Source organism: Treponema putidum (assembly GCF_024401155.1).
Lineage (GTDB): Bacteria > Spirochaetota > Spirochaetia > Treponematales > Treponemataceae > Treponema_B > Treponema_B putidum.
The window spans coordinates 559,792-578,799 of sequence record NZ_CP038804.1; the positions used below are offsets into that span (position 1 = coordinate 559,792).

At 39.0% G+C, this 19,008-nt stretch carries 19 protein-coding genes; 13 read left to right on the forward strand and 6 right to left on the reverse strand.

Going from position 1 to position 19,008, the window contains the following annotated elements:
* Nucleotides 1-126: 126 nt before the first annotated feature.
* The 5 genes from groL to E4N74_RS02630 all read right to left on the reverse strand — a co-directional run bounded on the left by groL (nucleotide 127) and on the right by E4N74_RS02630 (nucleotide 5,645).
* The gene (gene groL / locus E4N74_RS02610) at nucleotides 127-1,761 is read right to left on the reverse strand and encodes a chaperonin GroEL (protein WP_044978929.1); all 1,635 of its coding nucleotides are present in this window, start codon (nucleotides 1,759-1,761) and stop codon (nucleotides 127-129) included.
* A gap of 160 nt (nucleotides 1,762-1,921) precedes the next feature.
* Nucleotides 1,922-3,373 carry an SPOR domain-containing protein gene (locus tag E4N74_RS02615; protein ID WP_044978930.1) on the reverse strand — a complete coding sequence of 484 codons (1,452 nt, stop codon included), beginning with the start codon at nucleotides 3,371-3,373 and terminating at the stop codon, nucleotides 1,922-1,924.
* Between the two features lie 11 nt (nucleotides 3,374-3,384).
* Nucleotides 3,385-3,885, reverse strand: a complete 501-nt coding sequence (locus tag E4N74_RS02620; RefSeq protein WP_044978931.1) for a hypothetical protein — start codon at nucleotides 3,883-3,885, stop codon at nucleotides 3,385-3,387.
* Nucleotides 3,886-3,985: 100 nt separating this feature from the next.
* Nucleotides 3,986-5,011 (reverse strand): class I SAM-dependent methyltransferase, encoded by a 1,026-nt coding sequence (locus E4N74_RS02625; RefSeq protein WP_255818739.1) that lies wholly within the window; start codon nucleotides 5,009-5,011, stop codon nucleotides 3,986-3,988.
* A gap of 1 nt (nucleotide 5,012) precedes the next feature.
* Nucleotides 5,013-5,645: a redox-sensing transcriptional repressor Rex gene (locus E4N74_RS02630; RefSeq protein ID WP_044978933.1), complete on the reverse strand. Its 633-nt coding sequence runs from the start codon at nucleotides 5,643-5,645 to the stop codon at nucleotides 5,013-5,015.
* A gap of 401 nt (nucleotides 5,646-6,046) precedes the next feature.
* On the opposite strand from E4N74_RS02630, the gene dxs reads away from it, so the two are divergent.
* From dxs to E4N74_RS02655, 5 genes are all read left to right on the forward strand, one after another.
* Nucleotides 6,047-8,002 (forward strand): 1-deoxy-D-xylulose-5-phosphate synthase, encoded by a 1,956-nt coding sequence (gene dxs / locus E4N74_RS02635; protein ID WP_044979764.1) that lies wholly within the window; start codon nucleotides 6,047-6,049, stop codon nucleotides 8,000-8,002.
* 38 nt (nucleotides 8,003-8,040) lie between these two features.
* Nucleotides 8,041-8,865, forward strand: a complete 825-nt coding sequence (gene cdaA, locus E4N74_RS02640) for a diadenylate cyclase CdaA (RefSeq protein ID WP_044978934.1) — start codon at nucleotides 8,041-8,043, stop codon at nucleotides 8,863-8,865.
* Nucleotides 8,855-9,811 (forward strand): CdaR family protein, encoded by a 957-nt coding sequence (locus E4N74_RS02645; protein WP_255806063.1) that lies wholly within the window; start codon nucleotides 8,855-8,857, stop codon nucleotides 9,809-9,811. Before cdaA ends, E4N74_RS02645 begins: the two co-directional genes overlap by 11 nt.
* Entirely contained in the window at nucleotides 9,811-10,188 is a 378-nt protein-coding gene (locus E4N74_RS02650) for a holo-ACP synthase (protein ID WP_044978936.1), read from the forward strand. Before E4N74_RS02645 ends, E4N74_RS02650 begins: the two co-directional genes overlap by 1 nt.
* Before the next feature lie 88 nt (nucleotides 10,189-10,276).
* A complete protein-coding gene (locus E4N74_RS02655; RefSeq protein ID WP_255818740.1) occupies nucleotides 10,277-11,572 on the forward strand; it encodes an L-cysteine desulfidase family protein in 1,296 nt (431 codons plus the stop codon).
* Between the two features lie 138 nt (nucleotides 11,573-11,710).
* Here the strand turns inward: E4N74_RS02655 and pbpC are convergent, their stop codons facing one another.
* The gene (gene pbpC, locus E4N74_RS02660; RefSeq protein ID WP_255818741.1) at nucleotides 11,711-14,071 is read right to left on the reverse strand and encodes a penicillin-binding protein 1C; all 2,361 of its coding nucleotides are present in this window, start codon (nucleotides 14,069-14,071) and stop codon (nucleotides 11,711-11,713) included.
* A gap of 168 nt (nucleotides 14,072-14,239) precedes the next feature.
* Here pbpC and infC point away from each other — a divergent pair, with 168 nt between their 5' ends.
* The 8 genes from infC to E4N74_RS02700 all read left to right on the forward strand — a co-directional run bounded on the left by infC (nucleotide 14,240) and on the right by E4N74_RS02700 (nucleotide 18,993).
* On the forward strand, nucleotides 14,240-14,767 hold the full coding sequence (gene infC, locus E4N74_RS02665; RefSeq protein ID WP_044978939.1) for a translation initiation factor IF-3: 528 nt from the start codon (nucleotides 14,240-14,242) through the stop codon (nucleotides 14,765-14,767).
* A gap of 25 nt (nucleotides 14,768-14,792) precedes the next feature.
* A complete protein-coding gene (gene rpmI, locus E4N74_RS02670; RefSeq protein WP_044978940.1) occupies nucleotides 14,793-14,993 on the forward strand; it encodes a 50S ribosomal protein L35 in 201 nt (66 codons plus the stop codon).
* Nucleotides 14,994-15,023: 30 nt separating this feature from the next.
* The gene (gene rplT, locus E4N74_RS02675) at nucleotides 15,024-15,383 is read left to right on the forward strand and encodes a 50S ribosomal protein L20 (RefSeq protein WP_002668132.1); all 360 of its coding nucleotides are present in this window, start codon (nucleotides 15,024-15,026) and stop codon (nucleotides 15,381-15,383) included.
* 1 nt (nucleotide 15,384) lies between these two features.
* A complete protein-coding gene (locus E4N74_RS02680; protein WP_044978941.1) occupies nucleotides 15,385-15,843 on the forward strand; it encodes a cell division protein ZapB in 459 nt (152 codons plus the stop codon).
* 6 nt (nucleotides 15,844-15,849) lie between these two features.
* A complete protein-coding gene (gene zapA / locus E4N74_RS02685; protein WP_044978942.1) occupies nucleotides 15,850-16,149 on the forward strand; it encodes a cell division protein ZapA in 300 nt (99 codons plus the stop codon).
* Nucleotides 16,146-16,595 (forward strand): YaiI/YqxD family protein, encoded by a 450-nt coding sequence (locus E4N74_RS02690; RefSeq protein ID WP_255806066.1) that lies wholly within the window; start codon nucleotides 16,146-16,148, stop codon nucleotides 16,593-16,595. Before zapA ends, E4N74_RS02690 begins: the two co-directional genes overlap by 4 nt.
* A 65-nt stretch (nucleotides 16,596-16,660) precedes the next feature.
* Entirely contained in the window at nucleotides 16,661-17,704 is a 1,044-nt protein-coding gene (locus tag E4N74_RS02695) for a tetratricopeptide repeat protein (RefSeq protein ID WP_044978944.1), read from the forward strand.
* Nucleotides 17,704-18,993, forward strand: a complete 1,290-nt coding sequence (locus E4N74_RS02700; RefSeq protein ID WP_255818742.1) for a lytic transglycosylase domain-containing protein — start codon at nucleotides 17,704-17,706, stop codon at nucleotides 18,991-18,993. Before E4N74_RS02695 ends, E4N74_RS02700 begins: the two co-directional genes overlap by 1 nt.
* Nucleotides 18,994-19,008 lie beyond the last annotated feature (15 nt).

The following is a 19,008-nucleotide window of genomic DNA, read 5'->3' on the forward strand; positions in this document are numbered from 1 at the left end:
GTAACTTTTAATAAGGTTGCGGGTAAATAAAAAAGACCGTTATGTTAAACATCATAACGGTCTTCATTTTTTTATATACGGAAATCTAAAATCTTAATACATGCCCGCATACGGTAATCTTAAATTCTAGTACATTCCCATGCCGCCCATGTCGGGTGAAGGCATTGCAGGGCCTGCCTGTTTTTCAGGGATGTCGGTAATTGCACATTCTGTTGTCAGCAATAAGCTTGCAATCGAAGCTGCATTTTGTAAAGCTGAGCGTGTAACCTTGGCAGGGTCGATGATGCCGGCTTTTACCATATCAGTCCATTCCATCTTAGCGGCGTCAAAACCTACGCCCTTCTTTTCCTTAGCCTTTTCTGCAATGACTGCTCCGTCCAAGCCGGCATTTTCGGCAATTTGGCGGATAGGTTCTTCGAGAGCCCTCTTTACAATCTTGAAACCTACTTTTTCGTCTTCAGTAAGAGATGTCATATCGGCCTTTTCTAGGGCTGAGATAGCCTGAATCATTGCAAGACCGCCTCCTGCAACAATACCTTCTTCGATAGCGGCCCTTGTTGCCGAAAGAGCGTCTTCAACTCTGTGCTTTTTCTCTTTCATTTCAACTTCGGTTACGGCACCTATCTTGATAACGGCAACGCCTCCTGAGAGCTTAGCTAATCTTTCTCTTAGCTTTTCGCTGTCATATTCCGAATCGGTTGCATCTAGCTGAGCCTTGATTTGGGAAACCCTGTCTTTAATATCCTTGGATTTTCCGGCTCCGTCTATAATCATCGTATTGTCTTTATCGATTTTTATGCTCTTTGCCTGTCCTAACATTGAAATTTGAGCTGCTTCAAGCTTAAAGCCCAATTCTTCCGAAACGACCTGTCCGCCCGTTAAAACGGCTATGTCTTCGAGCATCTCCTTTCTTCTGTCACCGAAGCCTGGTGCTTTAACTGCACAAGTCTTTAGTGCACCCCTAAGGCTGTTTACAACCAAGGTTGCAAGAGCTTCGCCTTCAACATCTTCTGCGATGATTAAAAGAGGGCGTCCCGATTGAGCTACCTGCTCCAAAAGGGGGAGAAGATCCTTCATTGTTGAAATTGATTTATCGTAAATAAGAATGTAAGGATTTTCAAAAACGGTTTCCATTCTGTCTCTATCAGTTACAAAGTAAGAAGAGATATAACCTCTATCGAATTGCATACCTTCTACATAGTCCGTAACGGTTTCCATTGTTTGGGCTTCACCTACATCAATAACGCCGTCCTTTCCTACTTTTGCGATAGCATCGGCGATAATTTTACCGATTTCCGCATCATTGTTTGCGGAAACTGAGGCTACGTGGGCTACTTCTTCCGAGCCCTTAATTTCTTTTGAATTTTTTTGAATATCTTCAACGGCAATAGCTACAGCCTTGTCAATACCGCGCTTTAATTCGAGCGGAGTCATGCCTGCGGCTACGGCTTTTAAGCCTTCTTTTACCATAGAGTATGCAAGAACAGTTGCTGTTGTGGTTCCGTCGCCGGCAACATCATTTGTTTTTGTTGCAACTTCTTTTAAAAGCTGGGCTCCCATATTTTCAAATTTGTTTTCGAGTTCAACTTCCCGTGCTACGGATACACCATCCTTTGTAACGGTCGGGGCACCGAAGCTCTTATCGATAAGAACGTTTCGTCCCTTTGGGCCGAGTGTAACCTTTACTGCGTTTGAAATTTGTTCAACACCGGCGAGAAGGCTCTTTCTAGCCTCTTCATTAAACAATAATTGTTTAGCCATTTTAGTTCTCCTTAAGAATCTATATTAATTTATTAATTATCGTAGGTATAAGATACAAAAAAAAATGCAAAACGGCAAGAGGGGGAAAGAATTGAGAGCGTGTAATTGGTTTAATTGCAACTACACGCTCTAATGGCAGGGATTTATAGATTAACGGATTCTATTTTCCCTTTTTTATAAAGGCATCTTTAAAGCCCAGCTGCTTAAAACGTTCAAGAACGGCGCCGGTTTCATCAGCTTTTAAAGGACCGACAAATATGGTATATCTTGTGTTGTTTTTTATAAGCCTTTCTTCCACTACCATAGGATAGTTTTTTCCGTATTTTTTTAAGGTCTCATCACGATTGTATTTATCGTTATAAATTACGATTTGAACATAGGTTTTGCCTTTTTCAAGGGTATTTGGTACGGTTTCAGTTTCGGAATTTATGGACATAACGGATGTTTCTTCGGCCTTTTCTTGGGTGGTTACACTGTATATATCCGAATCCGTTTCATCGTATGAGTTTGAATCTTCGGCTTCTTCGGCCGGTGTCTCTTCAATAGATATTTTTTCAACCGGAGCCGGAAGGTCTTCACTTGTATCTGAAGCAGGCTCATTTTTGGGTGTAACGTCGGAAACTGTGTCAACCTTTTTTTCTTCAACCGGAGCTTTAACAGGCTCTGCCACGGGATCGACGACTTCAACTTCTTTTATTTCTTCTTTAGCCTGTTCAGGCTCGCTGGGCTCCGATATTTCGGTTACAGGAGCAGGGGGGGCTTCTTTTTCAGGCTCAGGTTCACTTATAGGTGCTACCGTTACAGGCGGCTTTTCCGTTGCCGGCTCCATATAGATTTCGGTTGCGGTATCGACAGTTTCAGGCCTATGTGTCAAAGATGAATCTTCAACAGGCGGCTTATTCGGTTTTACTTCCGGTGCTTCCACTTCTTCCACTGGTTCTGTAGATACGGATTCTGCGGTTTCTTCGGCTGCAGGATCAAGTATTGCCTCTACATTAGGGACTTCTTCCTCTGTAGTTGTGTTTTCTAAAGGAGTTTCGGCAGAAGAATCTTCTTCTACAGGAGCTGCTTCAACCGTTTCAGAAGTCTCGGTATCATCAATATGGCTTTCAATACTATCATAGAGAATTGTATCGCCGTATGTATTTTCGGATACGGGTTTAGTTTCTTCATTTTTGATATTTGCATTAGGTAAATCCGAATGAGAGGCGACAAAGAGGGCCGGATTGGTATCTAAGTCTTGAGATTCGGGGCTTGTTGTTGAAATGCTTTTACCGTCATCTCCATCTTCATTTACCGGACTCGGAGTAAAGACCCTCATTCTGACAACCTTTCCCATAGGAACCTTAAGCTCTTCTCCTAATTCAGGGGACAGACTGACAAGAAGGCCGGGAATTCCCGAGGGACCTATTACAACGGCTCTGGCCTTTATGTTTTTTTCAAGGTTTGTTATTTCCAAAAGGGTGTGTTTGGGAAACATATCGCTTCTGACAAACAAACCTTCGGCCGGAAAGTCTGAAGAAGATCCTATGCCTCCGTTTCCTTCCCAAACCGCCCATATACATGAAAACGATATAATGAATACCAATGCAAATAAAACTTTTTTGTTCATAATCCCTCTCCTTATTGCCTGTTAATTGCTTCGAATACTTCTTTTGATATTTGATCCGCCAGTTTTAAGGCCTTTTTTTCAGGGCCTTCTTCTTTTAGTTTAGTTATATCTATATTTTTTTTATATATTTCTTTTTCTTTTTTACAGTTTATTACTCTTATGCTCAAAGCCTGCCAATCCGGTTCCTTTGAATCGTTTTTTTTATTAAACAGGAGTTCATTTCCGTATTGCATGTAAAAAACAATCAGATAATTAGGTTCTTCTTGAAAAGAAGATTTTATTTCCGAAAGCGAAATATCTTTTTCCGATTTTACTTCGCTGATAGGAATGTTGGTAGCAATAAAACCTTCATCAAAAAACTTGTCAAAAAGATTGTCTTCAAATATTTCTGTAATATTTCTGCATTTTTCGTGAGCATCTTTGTTTTGGAAACAGGCAAAGGCTGCCGTATCTGCAAAGGCAAAGCCGAAAAAAATAAAAAATAATATACAGCTTATGTGTTTTTTTAACATAATAGTCCTCGTGATAGATTATCGGTATTTCAAAAAAAAGGTTAAGAGAATTTAAAAATCGATAAATTTAATGGATAATGTGTAATGAGTAATTGTTAATTCAAAGACAAGCTTCAATTATCCACATTTTGTGTATTTTTTGATTTCTAAAATCTTCGGGTATTGTAGCCTTTGTTATGTCCTTTACCCTTATATTTTTTTTGGAAGAACTAATAAGCTCTGCCTCATCGAATTTTATTTTTTGAGAATTGGTCGAAAAATAAAGCTTTCCGTTTTTTGACAGCACCTCTAGGCAGAGGAGGCAGAGCCTTAGCCAATCTCTATTTACATCAAAGATATCCGCACTTTTTGAATTTGAAAAGGTAGGAGGATCGCAGATAATTAGATCCCATTTTTTTTGTTCTTGGATTGATTTTTCCAAAAAGCGGATTACATCGCTTTTTATAAGCCCTGTCTTTTTTGCATCAAATAGCTTGTTTAATTTTAAATTTTCCTTTGCCCAATTTAAATAGGTGTTTGAAAGGTCAACCGAATCCACGGAAGAGGCTCCGCCCTTTGCCGCATAAACAGAAAAACTTCCCGTATATGAAAATAGGTTTAAAACTTTTTTATTTTTTGCTTCTTTAATAACCATGGAACGGGCAGGGCGGTGATCCAAAAAAAGACCTGAATCCAAATAGTCTTCTATATTTATGTAGAAAAAGCATTCTCCTTCTTTTATAGTTATAAGATTTTTACTTGAGCCGGTCTTTTCGTATTGACTCTTGCCTTTTTGCTTTTCCCGTAATTTTACAAAAATTCTTTCTTTAGGAATAAGGAGGCTTATCGAGGCCGCTTCTTCAATTTCTAAAAGCCATTCCCTTTCTTCTTCTTGAGACTTTTCATAAGGTCGTTTATAAAGATAAATCATTAAAAAGGCTTTTTTTGAGGTCTTATTTTCTATTTCTCCATAGTCCATACCGTCTTCGGCAAAATAAATATCTACGGCAAGAGGGATTTCGGGTATGTCCTTGTCATACAGCCTATAAGCAAAAATGCCCTCCCGTTTTGCCCACTTTGACAAATGTTTGAATCTTTTTTGAAGCCGATTTTTAAAAAGCTCCGCCTGATATTGATTTTTTTGCATCTTATTTTTTGATATTCATCATAACGCCGAGCATTGCATAACCTGAGCTTAAATTGTCTTTTTGAACTACAACATCATCGGGAACAGTGATTTTGATATTTGTAAAATTCCAAATTGCCTTGATTCTGGCCTTTATAATGGCGTTTGCAGCTTCTTGAGCATATTTTGAAGGTACGGTTAATATTGCAATTTCCGGTTTATATTCTTTGGCTTTTTCTTCTAGCTCATCTATTCCAAAAACCGAAAGCCCGTGGATTTTTTTCCCGATTTTTCTTTTATCGGAATCGAAGGCCGCACAAATATTTAGACTGTGTTCTCTGAATTCCTGATAACCTGAAAGAGCCGTACCCAAACTTCCGGCACCTATTACAAAGGCCTTTTTTTCCCTATTCCAGCCTAAAAATTTTTCAATGGCTTTTATTAGGTCTTTTACGGGATAACCTTTTTTGGGCTTACCTATAATCCCTGTGATTGTCAAATCTTTCCGTACTTGAATAGGTTCAAGCTCCAATTCTTCGGCTATAACCGTTCCCGAAATATATTCCAAACCTTCATCATCCGCTTTTTTTATAAGATGAAGATAGGACGGCAGTCTCCGCACAGATGGAGCTGCCGATACTTTTTGTTTTGTCATAAAATCCTCATTAAGATAAAAGTATTTATTCTATAATTCTATATTCAAACACTTGCAATGTCAAGGGAATTACTGTGGATGTTCGACAGGAAAGTCCGCAGATGATTTTTAATTATCCTTAAAAAAATGAGGCTTTAGTCTTGACAAGCTCTCCATTTTGTAATATTATTAAGTTCATACTATTTTATTTAAGGAGAGCCGGAATGCCTTGCGGAAAAAAACGAAAACGAAAGAAGATGTCGACGCATAAACGAAAGAAGAAGCTTAGAAAGAATCGACATAAGAACAAGAAATAAATTAGGCGGGGTTTCCCCTAATTGTTCAAATATCTGTAACTTTCGGTTAAACGGAAGGGGGGCTCAGCTTTGAAGCCCCTTTTTTTTAGATTTTGGTGGAATGTAATGGCAAATAACACCTTATTAAGTAGAATAAAAGGCCCTGAGGATATAAAACACCTTTCCTATAATGAACTTAAGACCCTCGCTTTAGAAATACGTAAAGAAATTCTCACTGTGGTAGGGCATAATGGAGGGCACCTTGCAAGTAATCTGGGAGTAATTGAACTTACGCTTGCAATTCACAGGGTTTTTTCCAGTCCTTATGATTCAATAGTCTGGGATGTCGGGCATCAGTCATATACACATAAGATGATAACAGGCAGACAATCCCGTTTTTCTACTTTGCGCCTTTGGGAAGGCCTTTCCGGCTTCCCAAAAAAAGAAGAAAGTGTCCACGATGCTTTTAATACCGGCCATGCTTCAACCTCCATTTCAGCAGCTTTGGGAATCCTTGAAGGAAAAAGACTAAAAAAAGATACCGGAAAGGTAATAGCCGTTATAGGTGACGGTGCGATGACGGGAGGCATGGCTTTTGAAGCTCTTTCAAATGCCGGTGAACTAAAAAAAGATTTAATCGTTATAATAAACGATAATAAAATGTCCATAGGCAAAAATACGGGGGCATTTTCAGAGTATTTAAGCCGCCTTACGGTACATGAAGGCTATCAGCGTTTTAAGTACCTTTTTGATAAAACTATAAGTTCAATCCCTCTAATCGGAAACAAACTCAATTCCATAATTTGGCGCTTAAAAAGAGGTATGAAGGGTATATTCTACAAGAATAATATCTTTGTGGACTTCGGTTTTGAATATGTCGGCCCAATAAACGGGCATAATATAAAAGAACTTGAAAAGGTTTTAAAAAACGTAAAAAAACTGGACTGTCCCGTTGTAATGCTTGTTGAAACTATCAAAGGAAAAGGTTATCCATTCGCAGAAATAAATCCTTCCGCTTTTCATGGAATAGGACCCTTTAATATTGCCGATGGCAAGGTTGAAAAAAATGATGCAATTACCTTTACTCAGGCCTTTGGAAAATCTTTGGTAAAAGAGGCCGAAAAAGATTCCGGAATTGTTGCAATAACAGCTGCCATGGAATCGGGTACCGGCCTTTCTCTATTTCATAATAAATTTCCTGAAAGATTTTTTGATGTAGGTATTGCCGAAGCCCATGCAGTAACTTTTGCAGCAGGCCTTGCTTCAGCCGGAATGAAACCCGTTGCGGCGATTTACAGCACTTTTTTACAACGTGCAATAGATCAGGTTATACATGACACTTCAATACAGAATTTGCCTGTAATTTTTGCTATAGATCGTGCAGGTCCTGTTCCGGCAGACGGAGAAACCCATCAGGGACTTTTTGACATAGCCCTGCTGCGCCCTGTTCCAAATATGACAATCCTTTGTCCCGCCTCAGAAAAGGAATTGAATCTAATGCTTTCTTGGGCTCTTATTCAGGATAATCCTGTAGCAATAAGGTATCCTAAGGCTGACTGTCCGAAAGAAATCCCCGAATTTTCTCAAAGTATTGAAACGGGACGGGGAGTACTGATAAAGAATTCCGATAAGAGCCGCATTTTAATAGCCTGTACCGGCGGAATGTACAAGGAAGTTAAAGAAGCTTCTGCAATCCTTGCTCATAAAAGCCTGTTTACGGATATCTATAATGTTAGATTTGCAAAACCGGTAGACGAAAAGTATTTTTTAAACATTACAAAAAACTATTCATATATTCTTTTTGTTGAAGACGGTATGAAGATAGGCAGTTTAAGTTCGTATTTGGAATCCCTTGTTTTAAGGCATCAAAATAAAAAAGCCGAGCATCAAAATAAAAAAACAGCGGTGCTTGCATTTGAAGATATGTTCTTCCCGCATGGAACGCGCTCTGAAATTTTTAAGGGGGCAGGTGTATCGGCAGAACACATAGCTCAAGCTGCAGAATTACTTTTTGCCGAGACTTATACTGTTTCGGGAACTGCCGCTTTGAATATAAATGATTTATCGCTTCGAAGAGAATGATTTACTGCTTCGCAAAAATTAAGGAGAATATGTAAAATATGGAATTAATTAGAAACATTACAGCTTTTTATTCTTCCTATCTAAGGCCTGTTCTTGATGTGCTTTTGCTTGCATTTTTGATGTATAAGGCCTATCAAATTTTATTAAAAACTCAGGCTATTCAGCTTATAAAGGGTGCAATGTCTATATTGGTGATTTATGCAGTTGCCCTGCTTTTTAATCTTAAAACCCTTTTGTGGATTTTGAATACCTTGGGGCCGGGCATTGTTATAGGTGTAGCTATCGTATTTCAACCGGAGCTTCGTAAAATATTTTTAAAGATAGGGCAGAGTAACTGGCTTAGAACCGGAAAACACTCTAACCACAGTCATATAGACTCTATCGTTACGGCTGCCGAAATCTTATCCGATAAAAGACGGGGAATGCTGGTAGTTTTTGTGCGCCGGAATAATTTAAAGGATATTATAGATACGGGAACAAAACTAAATGCCGAACTTTCATCCAGTTTACTTGTTACTATTTTCGGGCATGATACGCCGCTTCATGACGGGGCTGCTGTTGTACAAAACGGAATGGTAGTTTCGGCGGGCTGTTTTCTTCCGCTTTCGGAGCAGCAAGATATAAGAAAGAGTTTTGGAACCCGCCATAGAGCGGCAATCGGTGTTTCAGAAGAAACGGATGCAGTTGTTCTTGTCGTATCCGAAGAAACAGGGGCTTTAAGCCTTGCCTATGATTCCCGTCTTTATTACGATTTGAGCGGCGATGAAGTTGTAGCTCAGCTTGAGCAGCTTTTAGAAATAAAAAAATATTATGTTCAAGAAGAATCTTTAGATTTAACGGAGGCTTTGCAGGATGAAAATTAAAAAGATATTTGACCTCGTAACTGAAAATTGGCTTGCAAAGGTTATAAGTTTTGCCCTTGCTATAGTGCTGGTACAGCTCTACAAGGGAAGCCTTTTAGAAAAAAAGTATTTTTATGTTCCTCTTGTAATAGAAAATTCGGGAGACCTTGTTCCGGCTGTTAATATTCCGAGGCTGGTCAAGGTTTCGGTTTGGGGAGATTCGACGGTTATAGCTCCGATTATGGAAGAGCATATTTCAGCCTATATGGACTTATCTTCAATTACAAGCCGGGGCGAATACCGTATTCCTATTCAAGCAAAATTAAAAGGTCTAGCTTCAGATGTAACTGATTTTGAAATTTCGGTTGATCCGTCTGACATAAAATTAACCCTAGAAGAAAGTTTATCTAAGAGGGTAAACGTACGCTTAAATTTAGGAGGCGAACCTGCAGAAAATTATGAGGTGTATGAAAGGGATGTAGATCCTGCAACCGTCGAAATAAAGGGGCCTCAATCTGTGGTTTCACAAATTGAAGAAATGCTGACCAACAGTGTACAAATAGATAAGCGCAAAACAGGGTTTTCAGGCTATGTGGATGTATTTGCTTCAAATCCTCTTGTTTCCGTAGTAGGGACTTCCAGAATTGCTTATTCAATTAAGATACGCGAGATAGTAAGTATTCAAACTTATGGCGAACTTAATTTGTATTTTGATAATTTAAATAATAACCTTGAAGTGGTTTCAGATATAGCTGCCGGTAATGTAACAGTCAGAGGTGCTAAGTCCGCAATTGCATCATGGGTTCCTCCTGAAAATGTATTGAGGGTTAATTGTTCAAATATAATTCTACCGGGAATTTATAGTCTCCCCGTGCAGGCCGTTGTTCCAGGAAAACTTTCTCTTATAGATGCAAACCCAAAAAACATTCAGTTTGAAGTTAAACAAAAAGAAGAGCCTTCCGAATAATGATACTCGGCCTTGGTATAGACATAGTTGAAGTTTCCCGCATTGAAAAATGGCTGAATGATGAAAAGCTCCTTCAAAGGTTTTTTAATAAAGAAGAAATTGAGTATGTGCTTTCTAAGGAGAATGGAGCAGCACGTTCCTTAGCTGTCCGCTTTGCAGCAAAGGAAGCCTTTGGAAAGGCTCTCGGAACGGGCTTATCAGGTATAGAGCTTAAAGATATAGTTGTTGTAAACGATAAAACGGGGAGGCCTTTTTTAAAACTTTCCGGTACTGCCCTTCAAGCCTTAAATAAAAAAGGCGGGAAAGCTGTTCATATTTCATTAAGTCATGAAAAAGCTACTGCCGCCGCCGTTGTTGTAATAGAAGGCTTGTTTTAAGGGTGCAAATGCTTATAATTGCCGTGTTGACATGATTTTAATATATGAATAAAATATTTAAGTTATAATTTTAATTCGGAGAAAGAATATGAGCTTAGATAAATCAAAGTCTGAAAAGTATGTTCAAATTCTAAAAGAGGAATTGGTTCCTGCCCTCGGATGTACGGAGCCTATTGCTATTGCTTACACGGCTGCCAATTTACGAAAAATCATGGGAGGCGTTCCCGATGAAATCTTAATCGAGAGCAGCGGTAATATTATTAAAAATGCAAAGTCGGTTATTGTACCGAATACCGGCGGAATGAAGGGAATGGAAGCCTCCGCCTGGATAGGTCTTATCGGAGGAAATGCCGATAAGGGTTTGGAGGTACTAGCCGATGTTACCGATGAGCATGTAAAACAGGCTCATAAATATTTAGCTAAGGGCTGCACCAAACTTAAGCTAATGGATACACCTGCAAGCCTTCATATAAGAATTACAGGCAAATTAAACGGAGATACCGGAGTGGCCGAACTCATTCACCAGCACACAAACATCGTACTTCTTAAAAAAAATAATGAGGTTATCTTTGAAAAGCCTTTTAGCTTAGAGTCCGCTGCGGGGGCTTTAACCGATAGGACTTGTTTAAACGTAAAAGATATTTTGGAATTTGCAGACACTGTTCCGGTTGATGAAGTTGCTCCTATCATAAATAGACAAATAGAATATAATATGCGTGTTTCCGAGGATGGCTTAAAAACGTCTTACGGCATTGAAACAGGAAAAAATATCTTAAAATATAACCAGAAGAAGGGCGATGATTTTTCGGTTAAAATTCAAGCGGAAGGTGAAGTCGCCGCAGCCTCCGACGCACGTATGTGCGGCTGTTCTTATCCGGTTATTACCAATTCGGGAAGCGGTAATCAGGGCTTAGCCGTTTCGGTGCCCGTAGTTGTATATGCCCGCGAAAATAAGATAAGCGAAGAAAAACTAATCCGCTGTTTGATTGTAAGCAATCTTTTAGCCATTCACCAAAAAACCGGAATAGGCAGACTTTCTGCTTATTGCGGTGCGGTAACTGCCGGAGCTGCTTGCGCTGCTGCAATTACCTATATGAAGGGCGGCTCTTATGAACAGATTTGCGGAACAATAGTCAATACTCTGGGTACCGTATCGGGAATCCTTTGTGACGGAGCCAAGCAGTCATGTGCCGCTAAAATAGCTTCTGCCTTGGACTCGGCTCTTTTTTCTCACGAGCTTGCTATGGACGGAAACTTCTTTGCAGGCGGTGACGGCATAGTCAAGGACGATATCGAAAAAACCATAGCCGGCATCGGCGTTGTTGCAGCTGAGGGTATGCATAAAACCGATGAAGTTGTGTTACAGGTAATGCTTAAGGACTAATTTTCATTTGGGCATCTCTAAAAACCTTGTCGGATTTTTAGAGATGCCCGACGAGTTTTTTATAATTCCTTATGTATCAATGACTTATGAAAAACATCGCAAATTAAATTTAAGGAAAACCTCTAAAAACTGATGTTTTTAGAGGTTTTCATTTAGAACATAAAAAATTCTTTTGCGGGTATTTCCCCTGTTGTCCGTAAGGGTCAGCTCATGTCGGCCCTTAAGGGTACCTCTTCGACCAGACTTTAGAGGCTGAATTTTCATTTGGTGATAGGATTTTGTGCTTCCTAAATATTCTCCGTCCAAATCCCAGTAGATTACAGCTTCGGGGTTTTTATGGGCGGCTTCTGCGACCAATGCCCCAAAAGAGCCATCAAGTTCCGTGGGAATATAAACTGATGTTCCGTCTTCGGGAAATAGAATTTCAAACTCGCCTGCATTTGATGCCGTACTTTCGGGAAGCCACTGGGGGAGGGATTTATATTCCGGATGCCCCTGCTTATAAAAATATTCTGCAGCTGCCGGAAGGACGAACCTATTTTCTATTTTAGGTAATTCGTTTATATCGTTTGCCTTAACTTGAAACTTGCCGTCAGGACTTAAAGATACCTTTTTACAATAAGGGCAGGTGCTTTGGGTATGAGCGTGTATAGGCTTTAAAACAGCCTTTGTGTTTTTACAAAATTCTCCTGCGGGGTAACCCGAGTCTGCACAAGTTTTTATAAATTCAAAATCTTTTAATTCTTTTTCGGGCCAGTCCGATTTTGGCAAGATATTAAAAATTTCAAATAGGATTGGAGCGGCCAGTTTTGTGCTTGTAATCTCAGGCCTTCCTTCTCCCGAAGCATTGCCGCACCAAACGCCTACGGAATATTTAGGCGTAATTCCTATAGTCCAAGCATCCTTGTTCCCGTAACTGGTTCCTGTCTTCCATGCAATTTTTTGATTTTGTGCATAGAGCTGCCAGATAGCTTCTTCTTCCGGCCTGTTCCCTTCGGTAAGCACATCCATTGTTATTCTGCAGGCTCCCGAAGAAAAAGGAAATTTTTCGTCAAGTTTGTTTTGAGCTCTCAGCATCATCTTTCGATAAGTGTTTGTAATTTCGTATAGGCTTATTTCTCCTCCTCCTAAAATCAGAGGAAGTCCGTATTCGTCGGCCGAACGGTTAAATGTGGTAAAGCCTGATCTTTTTAAGATATCCAAAAAGGCCGGTATTGTAAATTCACGCAGGGCTCTTATAAACGGAATGTTTAAAGAATAGGAAAGAGCCTTGCGGGCAGGAACAGCTCCAGAGTATGTGTAGTTACTGTTTTGAGGTGTGTAGCCTGCAATCTTTGTCGGAATATCTATGAGGAGTTGGTCCGGTAAAATCATTCCCGCATCCAGCATTGCCGCAAACAAAAAGGGTTTTAACAAGCTCCCCGAACTCCGCCTTGCATAAATCATATCGACATGTTCGTTTTTTGCATCGGCATTGTTAAGCCCTGTGTTTCCTATATAGGCTAGAGTTTTTCCCGTTTCGGTGTCTAAAACTAAAACGGCTGTATTATAAACACCGCTTGAAAGATTTCTTTTAAAATGATGATCTGCAATTTCAAAAATTATTTCCTGTAAAGAATAATCCAAACTGCTTATATTTTTTTGATCGGTACTTTTTGTTTTTAAAAACTCAAGGTAGTGATAAGCCTTTTGCGGAAGAGCTTTAGGTTTATCGGGAACAGGTTCTGCGACGGAAAGACTGTAGGTTTCCTTATCGATTTTTTTTTGTAAAAAAAGATTGTACAAGAGCCTGTCCCTCTTTTCTTTTAAAATTTCGGATTCTTTTCCCGGGCGAACCAAAGAGGGCTGATTGGGAAGGACTGCAAGGCAGGCGGCTTCCGCCCATGTTAAATCTTCAGGCCCCCTTCCGAAATACCTCCATGAGGCGGCTTCAAGGCCTACAACATTTCCGCCGTATGGTGCATGGGATGAGTAAAGATTAAGAATATCTTCTTTTGAATAGGAAAGCTCCAAAAAAAGAGATAAAAAACTTTCCCTAAGTTTTTGCTTAAAGTTTCTTACCGGTTTTTTTTCTGAAAGACGGTCTGAAAGACGGTCTGAAAGACGGTCTGAAAGACGGTCTGAGAGACGGGAGGTTTGCATTGTAATTGTAGAAGCTCCCGAAATTATTTTTCCTTTTAGAACATTTTCAACTGCTGCCCTAAAAACCGAAAGAGGGTCTATCCCAAAATGAAAATAAAAATTTTTATCTTCATAGGTAAGTAGAGCTTCCCTGTATTTTTCAGGCAGCTTTGAGCTTTGAGGAAATCTCCACTGCCCGTCACTTGCAGCCGATGCACCTAAAAGTTTTCCGTCGGAGCTGTAAAGAGTAAAAGAATAATCAACTTTAAAATCCGGTGTAAAAAAAAGTATTAAAAATAAAACTATCAGGCCGGAAATAAAGGCCGGAATCAGGGCCTTAAAAATTTTTTTTATCGGCAGTTCTTTTGGAAAATTCATTTTTAAGTCTCCGCGGGAGATTATAGCATAAGGAAAGGTTGAGGACAAGCATAACAGCGTTTTAACGTGAGGAAATTTGTATACTTGACTATTTTTTTCATTTTCGATATAATTAACCTTAAAATTTTATTATATCGCACACTTAGGAAATGTGCAGAAGGAGAATCGTTGGCTGAAGTAAAAGGTTTGCGGGTAAATGATCAAATCCGCGTAAGAGAGGTTAGGTTAATCGGGGTTAATGGAGAACAAGCAGGTATTGTTCCCACTATTGAGGCTGTAAAAATGGCCGCAGAAGCCGGGCTTGACCTTGTTGAAGTTGCACCTACCGCGAAGCCTCCGGTTTGCAAAATAATAGATTACGGTAAGTATAGATTTCAAATGGAGAAAAAGCTCCGTGACTCCAAGAAAAATCAAAAGCAGCAGATGATGAGAGAAATCAGAATGCAGCCTAAGATACACGACCATGATCTTGAGTTTAAATCTGCACATATTAAAAAATTTCTTGAGGGCGGCGATAAAGTAAAAGTAACCGTGCGTTTTTGGGGACGCGAACTTGCTCATACTGAGCTCGGTTATGAAGTTTTAAACAAGGTTTTGGAAAAACTGGGGGGTGAAGAAGCCTGTACCCTCGAGAAAAAACCTGCTATGGAAGGACGGACGATGTCTATGACATTGAGTCCCAAACAAAAGAAATAAGCTTATAATAAATTTGGAGGTACTTATGCCTAAGATGAAGAGCAAAAGGGCTGCTAAAAAAAGATTTTCTCTTACTGCAAACGGTAAGGTAAAATACAAGCAGATGAACAAGGGTCATATTATGACTAAAAAATCTCAAAAACGGGTACGCCGTCTTAAGAAATCGGCCATTCTTTCAGAGGCTGACAGTATAAAGATGAGAAAGCAGTTATTGCCCTATGGTTAATTTATTTGAAATAGAAGTCAGGAGTTTATAATGTCAAGATCAACAAGCAGTGATAGAAGAATTACAAGAAGAAAAGCTATATTAAAGCAAGCCAAGGGCTTTAGAGGCCGACGGGGTACTAACTTTAAGGCAGCCCGGGATGCCGTACGGAAGGCCCTTCTCCACAGCTATGTAGGACGAAAAGATAAAAAAAGCGATATGAGGCAGATATGGATTACCCGTATCAATGCAGCCGTTAGAGCTGAGGGTATTACCTATTCACGCTTTATTGCCGGAATGAACAAGGCCGGAATCCAATTAAACAGAAAGGCCCTTTCAAACATGGCTATCGAAGACCCTACCGCTTTTAAGGCTGTTGTGGAAGCTTCAAAAAAAGCTTTAGGAGTCTAATATGCTCAATCTCGATCAGGTAAGGCTCCTTGAAAACAAGGTAGAAAGGGCTGTACAGATGATAAAAAGCCTTCATACCGAAAAAGATGCTCTAAAAAAGGAAATTGAAGTTAGAGATAAACGTATTTCCGAATTGGAGAAACTTATAGTAACTTTTAAGGATGATCAATCCAAGATCGAGGAAGGAATCATCAACGCACTTAATCAATTAAGTGCGTTTGAGGATGCCTCTTATGTAAAAAAACATGAAATGAGGCCTGCGGCCTCGGAATTTGAAACCTCTGCCCCTGTTTCTGTCGGCTCCGGATCAGAGACTTTTTCTGCACCGATTCCTAAAAAAGAACAAACAGCACAAGAAAGCGGCTTAACGGAAGAACCTGTTTCCGATAATCTTCAAAAAGACCTTGATGATGTACTGGGACAATCCTCCGATACAAGTAAACAGATGGATATATTTTAGGTAAAAATGAGCAAAGGGCAATTAAATATAGACTTACTGGGAACTTCCTTTGCAATTCAAGCCAATGAAACGGATGAATATCTAAATCAAATTTATAATCACTATTTAAATGTTTTAGACCAAGTGAGGCAAAGTTCTAAGGTTACCGATCCTTTAAAACTTGCCATACTTGCAGGTATTTTGATTACCGACGAATTATACAAGGAAGAATTTTCGGAACAAAATTCCGACGAGCTAATCAAAAAAGCTTTTGATATAGAAAAATCCGCTATGAGGATGATCGAAAAAATCAATGAGGTAATATGAAAATCTGGGTGGATGCAGATTCATGCCCCGTTAGAATAAGGCAGATTACGGCCAATGCAGGAAACCGCCTAAAAATACCTGTAATTTTTGCAGCAAACAGGGAAATACCCGTACCTAAGAGTAAAAACATAAGCATGGTTGTTACTGAAAATACCGAACAATCGGCCGATTTATACATAACCGAAAATTCGGCTGAGGGAGATTTGGCTATAACCAGAGATATTCCATTAGCAAAAATATTGGTAGATAAGGGGCTTTATGTGATAAATGACAGAGGAACTCGTTTTACCCGTGAGAACATAAATACCTACCTATCTGCAAGGAATTTTATGTATGAATTACAGGCCAACGGACTCGCTCCCGAAAAAACAAACTCTTTCGGTAAAAAAGAGATTCAAAAATTTTCAAATCTTTTAGACAGTCTTTTGACTAAAGCCTTAAAATAAGGTGCTTTTAGCTCAGAATTTTAGTCCTTATTGTACTTTTAGGGGAAAAATGGTATTATAACCGGATGAAAAATAAATTTATTTTAATGTTAATGCTTTGCCTTATTCTTATAAGCTGTAAACAAGATCCTGATCTTTATTTATATGATGGAATGGATAACTTAAAAGACGAGCAAAGAACTCTTATTGAAGTATTAAAAAAGGCGGAAAGCAAAGAAATGAGTTTTGCCGTTAAGGATAGAATAGCAAAAAATCTCAAAGTTAAAAAGAAAAATAAGCTTTTAATTGTATTTTTAAGCTCCCTCATAGAAAACAACCCCGAAGACCCTTATAAGGGCTATTGGCTTTTAATGCTGGCAAACGAGTACATGGAACAAAAAATGAATGAACCGGCTGCCTATTTTTTTGAAAGAGTTATCAAACTTGATAAAGATATGGAAATTTCAGGAAAGTCCATTCAATATCTAAGTTTAAAAAATTTAATAAATATAACCAATGATCCTAAGCGTCTTGTAGAGTATTACTCTCTTTTACTTTCTAACTTTTATGACGACATTGATCCTGCTTATTCTTATTTTATGCTTGCACAAAATTACGAAAAGCTAGGAGAATGGAATTTAGCCATTCAAACCTATTCAAAATTTATAGGTCTCGGACGCTTTGATTTAATTATTCCAGGTATTCCCGATAATTACGGTTATGCCCGAAAAATCGTAGACTACAGCACTTCGACAAAAAGCTGGACAATGGAAAGCCTTGATGAACTTTTGTCCATTATTAAGTCGGCAATTCAGAGGAAGGACTATGATACTTTGGAGAGGTACCGTTCAAAGGTAAACTTTTTTTCTATGGCATGGAAACAGGAGCTTTCCGATATTTACGGTTCTCCCGATTTTTCTTTAAGAAATTTTATGTACGGAACTTATATAAAAATAGAGCCTGAGATTGACCCTTCTTCTACACCCTACGAGGCCTACCTTAAAACCTCCGGTTGGAACCAATATTCAAGAATATGGTACCTGTATTTTAGAAAGGTAAATTTTCCGGCAGACCCTGAAATCCATGGAAGATGGGAATGGGCAGGTATTTACTACGGAGAAAAAATTTAGTGAAGATTCGACTATTTTTTATAGTATCAGTTTTTTTTAGCCTTGATCTCATTCATTCAGCTTCTTTAAATTTTACAAGAGATGAACCTGTTGAACTTTGGCAATATAATAAAACTTCCCTTTCTTATAACCGCCAAAAATCGCTTCATGGTACGGTCATCGTTTCTTCAAAATACCCTCTAATTGAAAAATTTAGAACTCGGTATCTTAATGAAGACGGCTTACGCTATTTGGAAGCGATTATGCAAAAGTCTATTCCTTACCGCAATTTTATTATTGAAGAACTTCGCAGAGAAAATCTTCCTCCGGAACTTTTGTTCTTACCGGTGATAGAATCCGGTTTTTCTCCTAAGGCTGTTTCCAAATCGGGGGCCGTGGGCATCTGGCAGTTTATGCGGAACAGTATCGGCGGTTATGATATTCATATCGATGAATGGATTGATGAAAGGAGAGACCCATGGAAGACCAGTGCCGCCGCCGTAAAAAAACTTAAATGGAACTATAATTATTATAATGACTGGTACTTGGCTCTTGCAGCTTATAATTGCGGAGTAGGTGCCTTAGACAAGGCTATAAAAAAAGCCGGAAGCCGCAATTATTGGTACTTGGTCGAAAACAAATTTTTAAAGACTGAAACCTCCCTCTATGTTGCCAAATTTTTAGCTATTGCAGAAATTCTTATGCAAAGTGAAAAGTACGGCATAGATTGGGGCGAGGCTCTTGATTATCAAGCCACTGATGTTATCCCGATAAGGCGTTCTGTGGATATTGTTCTGATTGCAGAAAAAATTAACGCTGATACTGAGCTTTTTTCAGCCCTTAATCCTTCTTTGAAATTTAATATTACACCTCCCAATGTAAAATATAACTTGCGTATTCCTCTGGAATATAAAGATGCTGTTCAAGATTTGCTTGAAAAAAACACCCTTCTCATAAAATATTACAGTTATAAGATAAAATCAGGTGATACTCTTTATGCCTTATCAAAACACTATGGCGTAAGTGTTAAGTCTATTATGAACTATAACCCCAATGTCAAACCATCCGCCCTTAAGATAGGGCAGGTAATTAAAATACCCGCTTTAAAAACCGTAGCTTCATACCGTAATAGAAAAGATGACCAAAATGTTGAATTTACTGATGTATATGTAATTAAAAAGGGTGATACGCTTTGGTCTATAGCCTTAAAATATAATATTCAGGTTGAAACTCTTGCCGAAAAAAACGGAATCGAGGTGAATTCGGTGCTTTCCTTAGGTCAAAAACTAAAGGTGCCGATAATAAACTGATAGCCAAGGGGATAA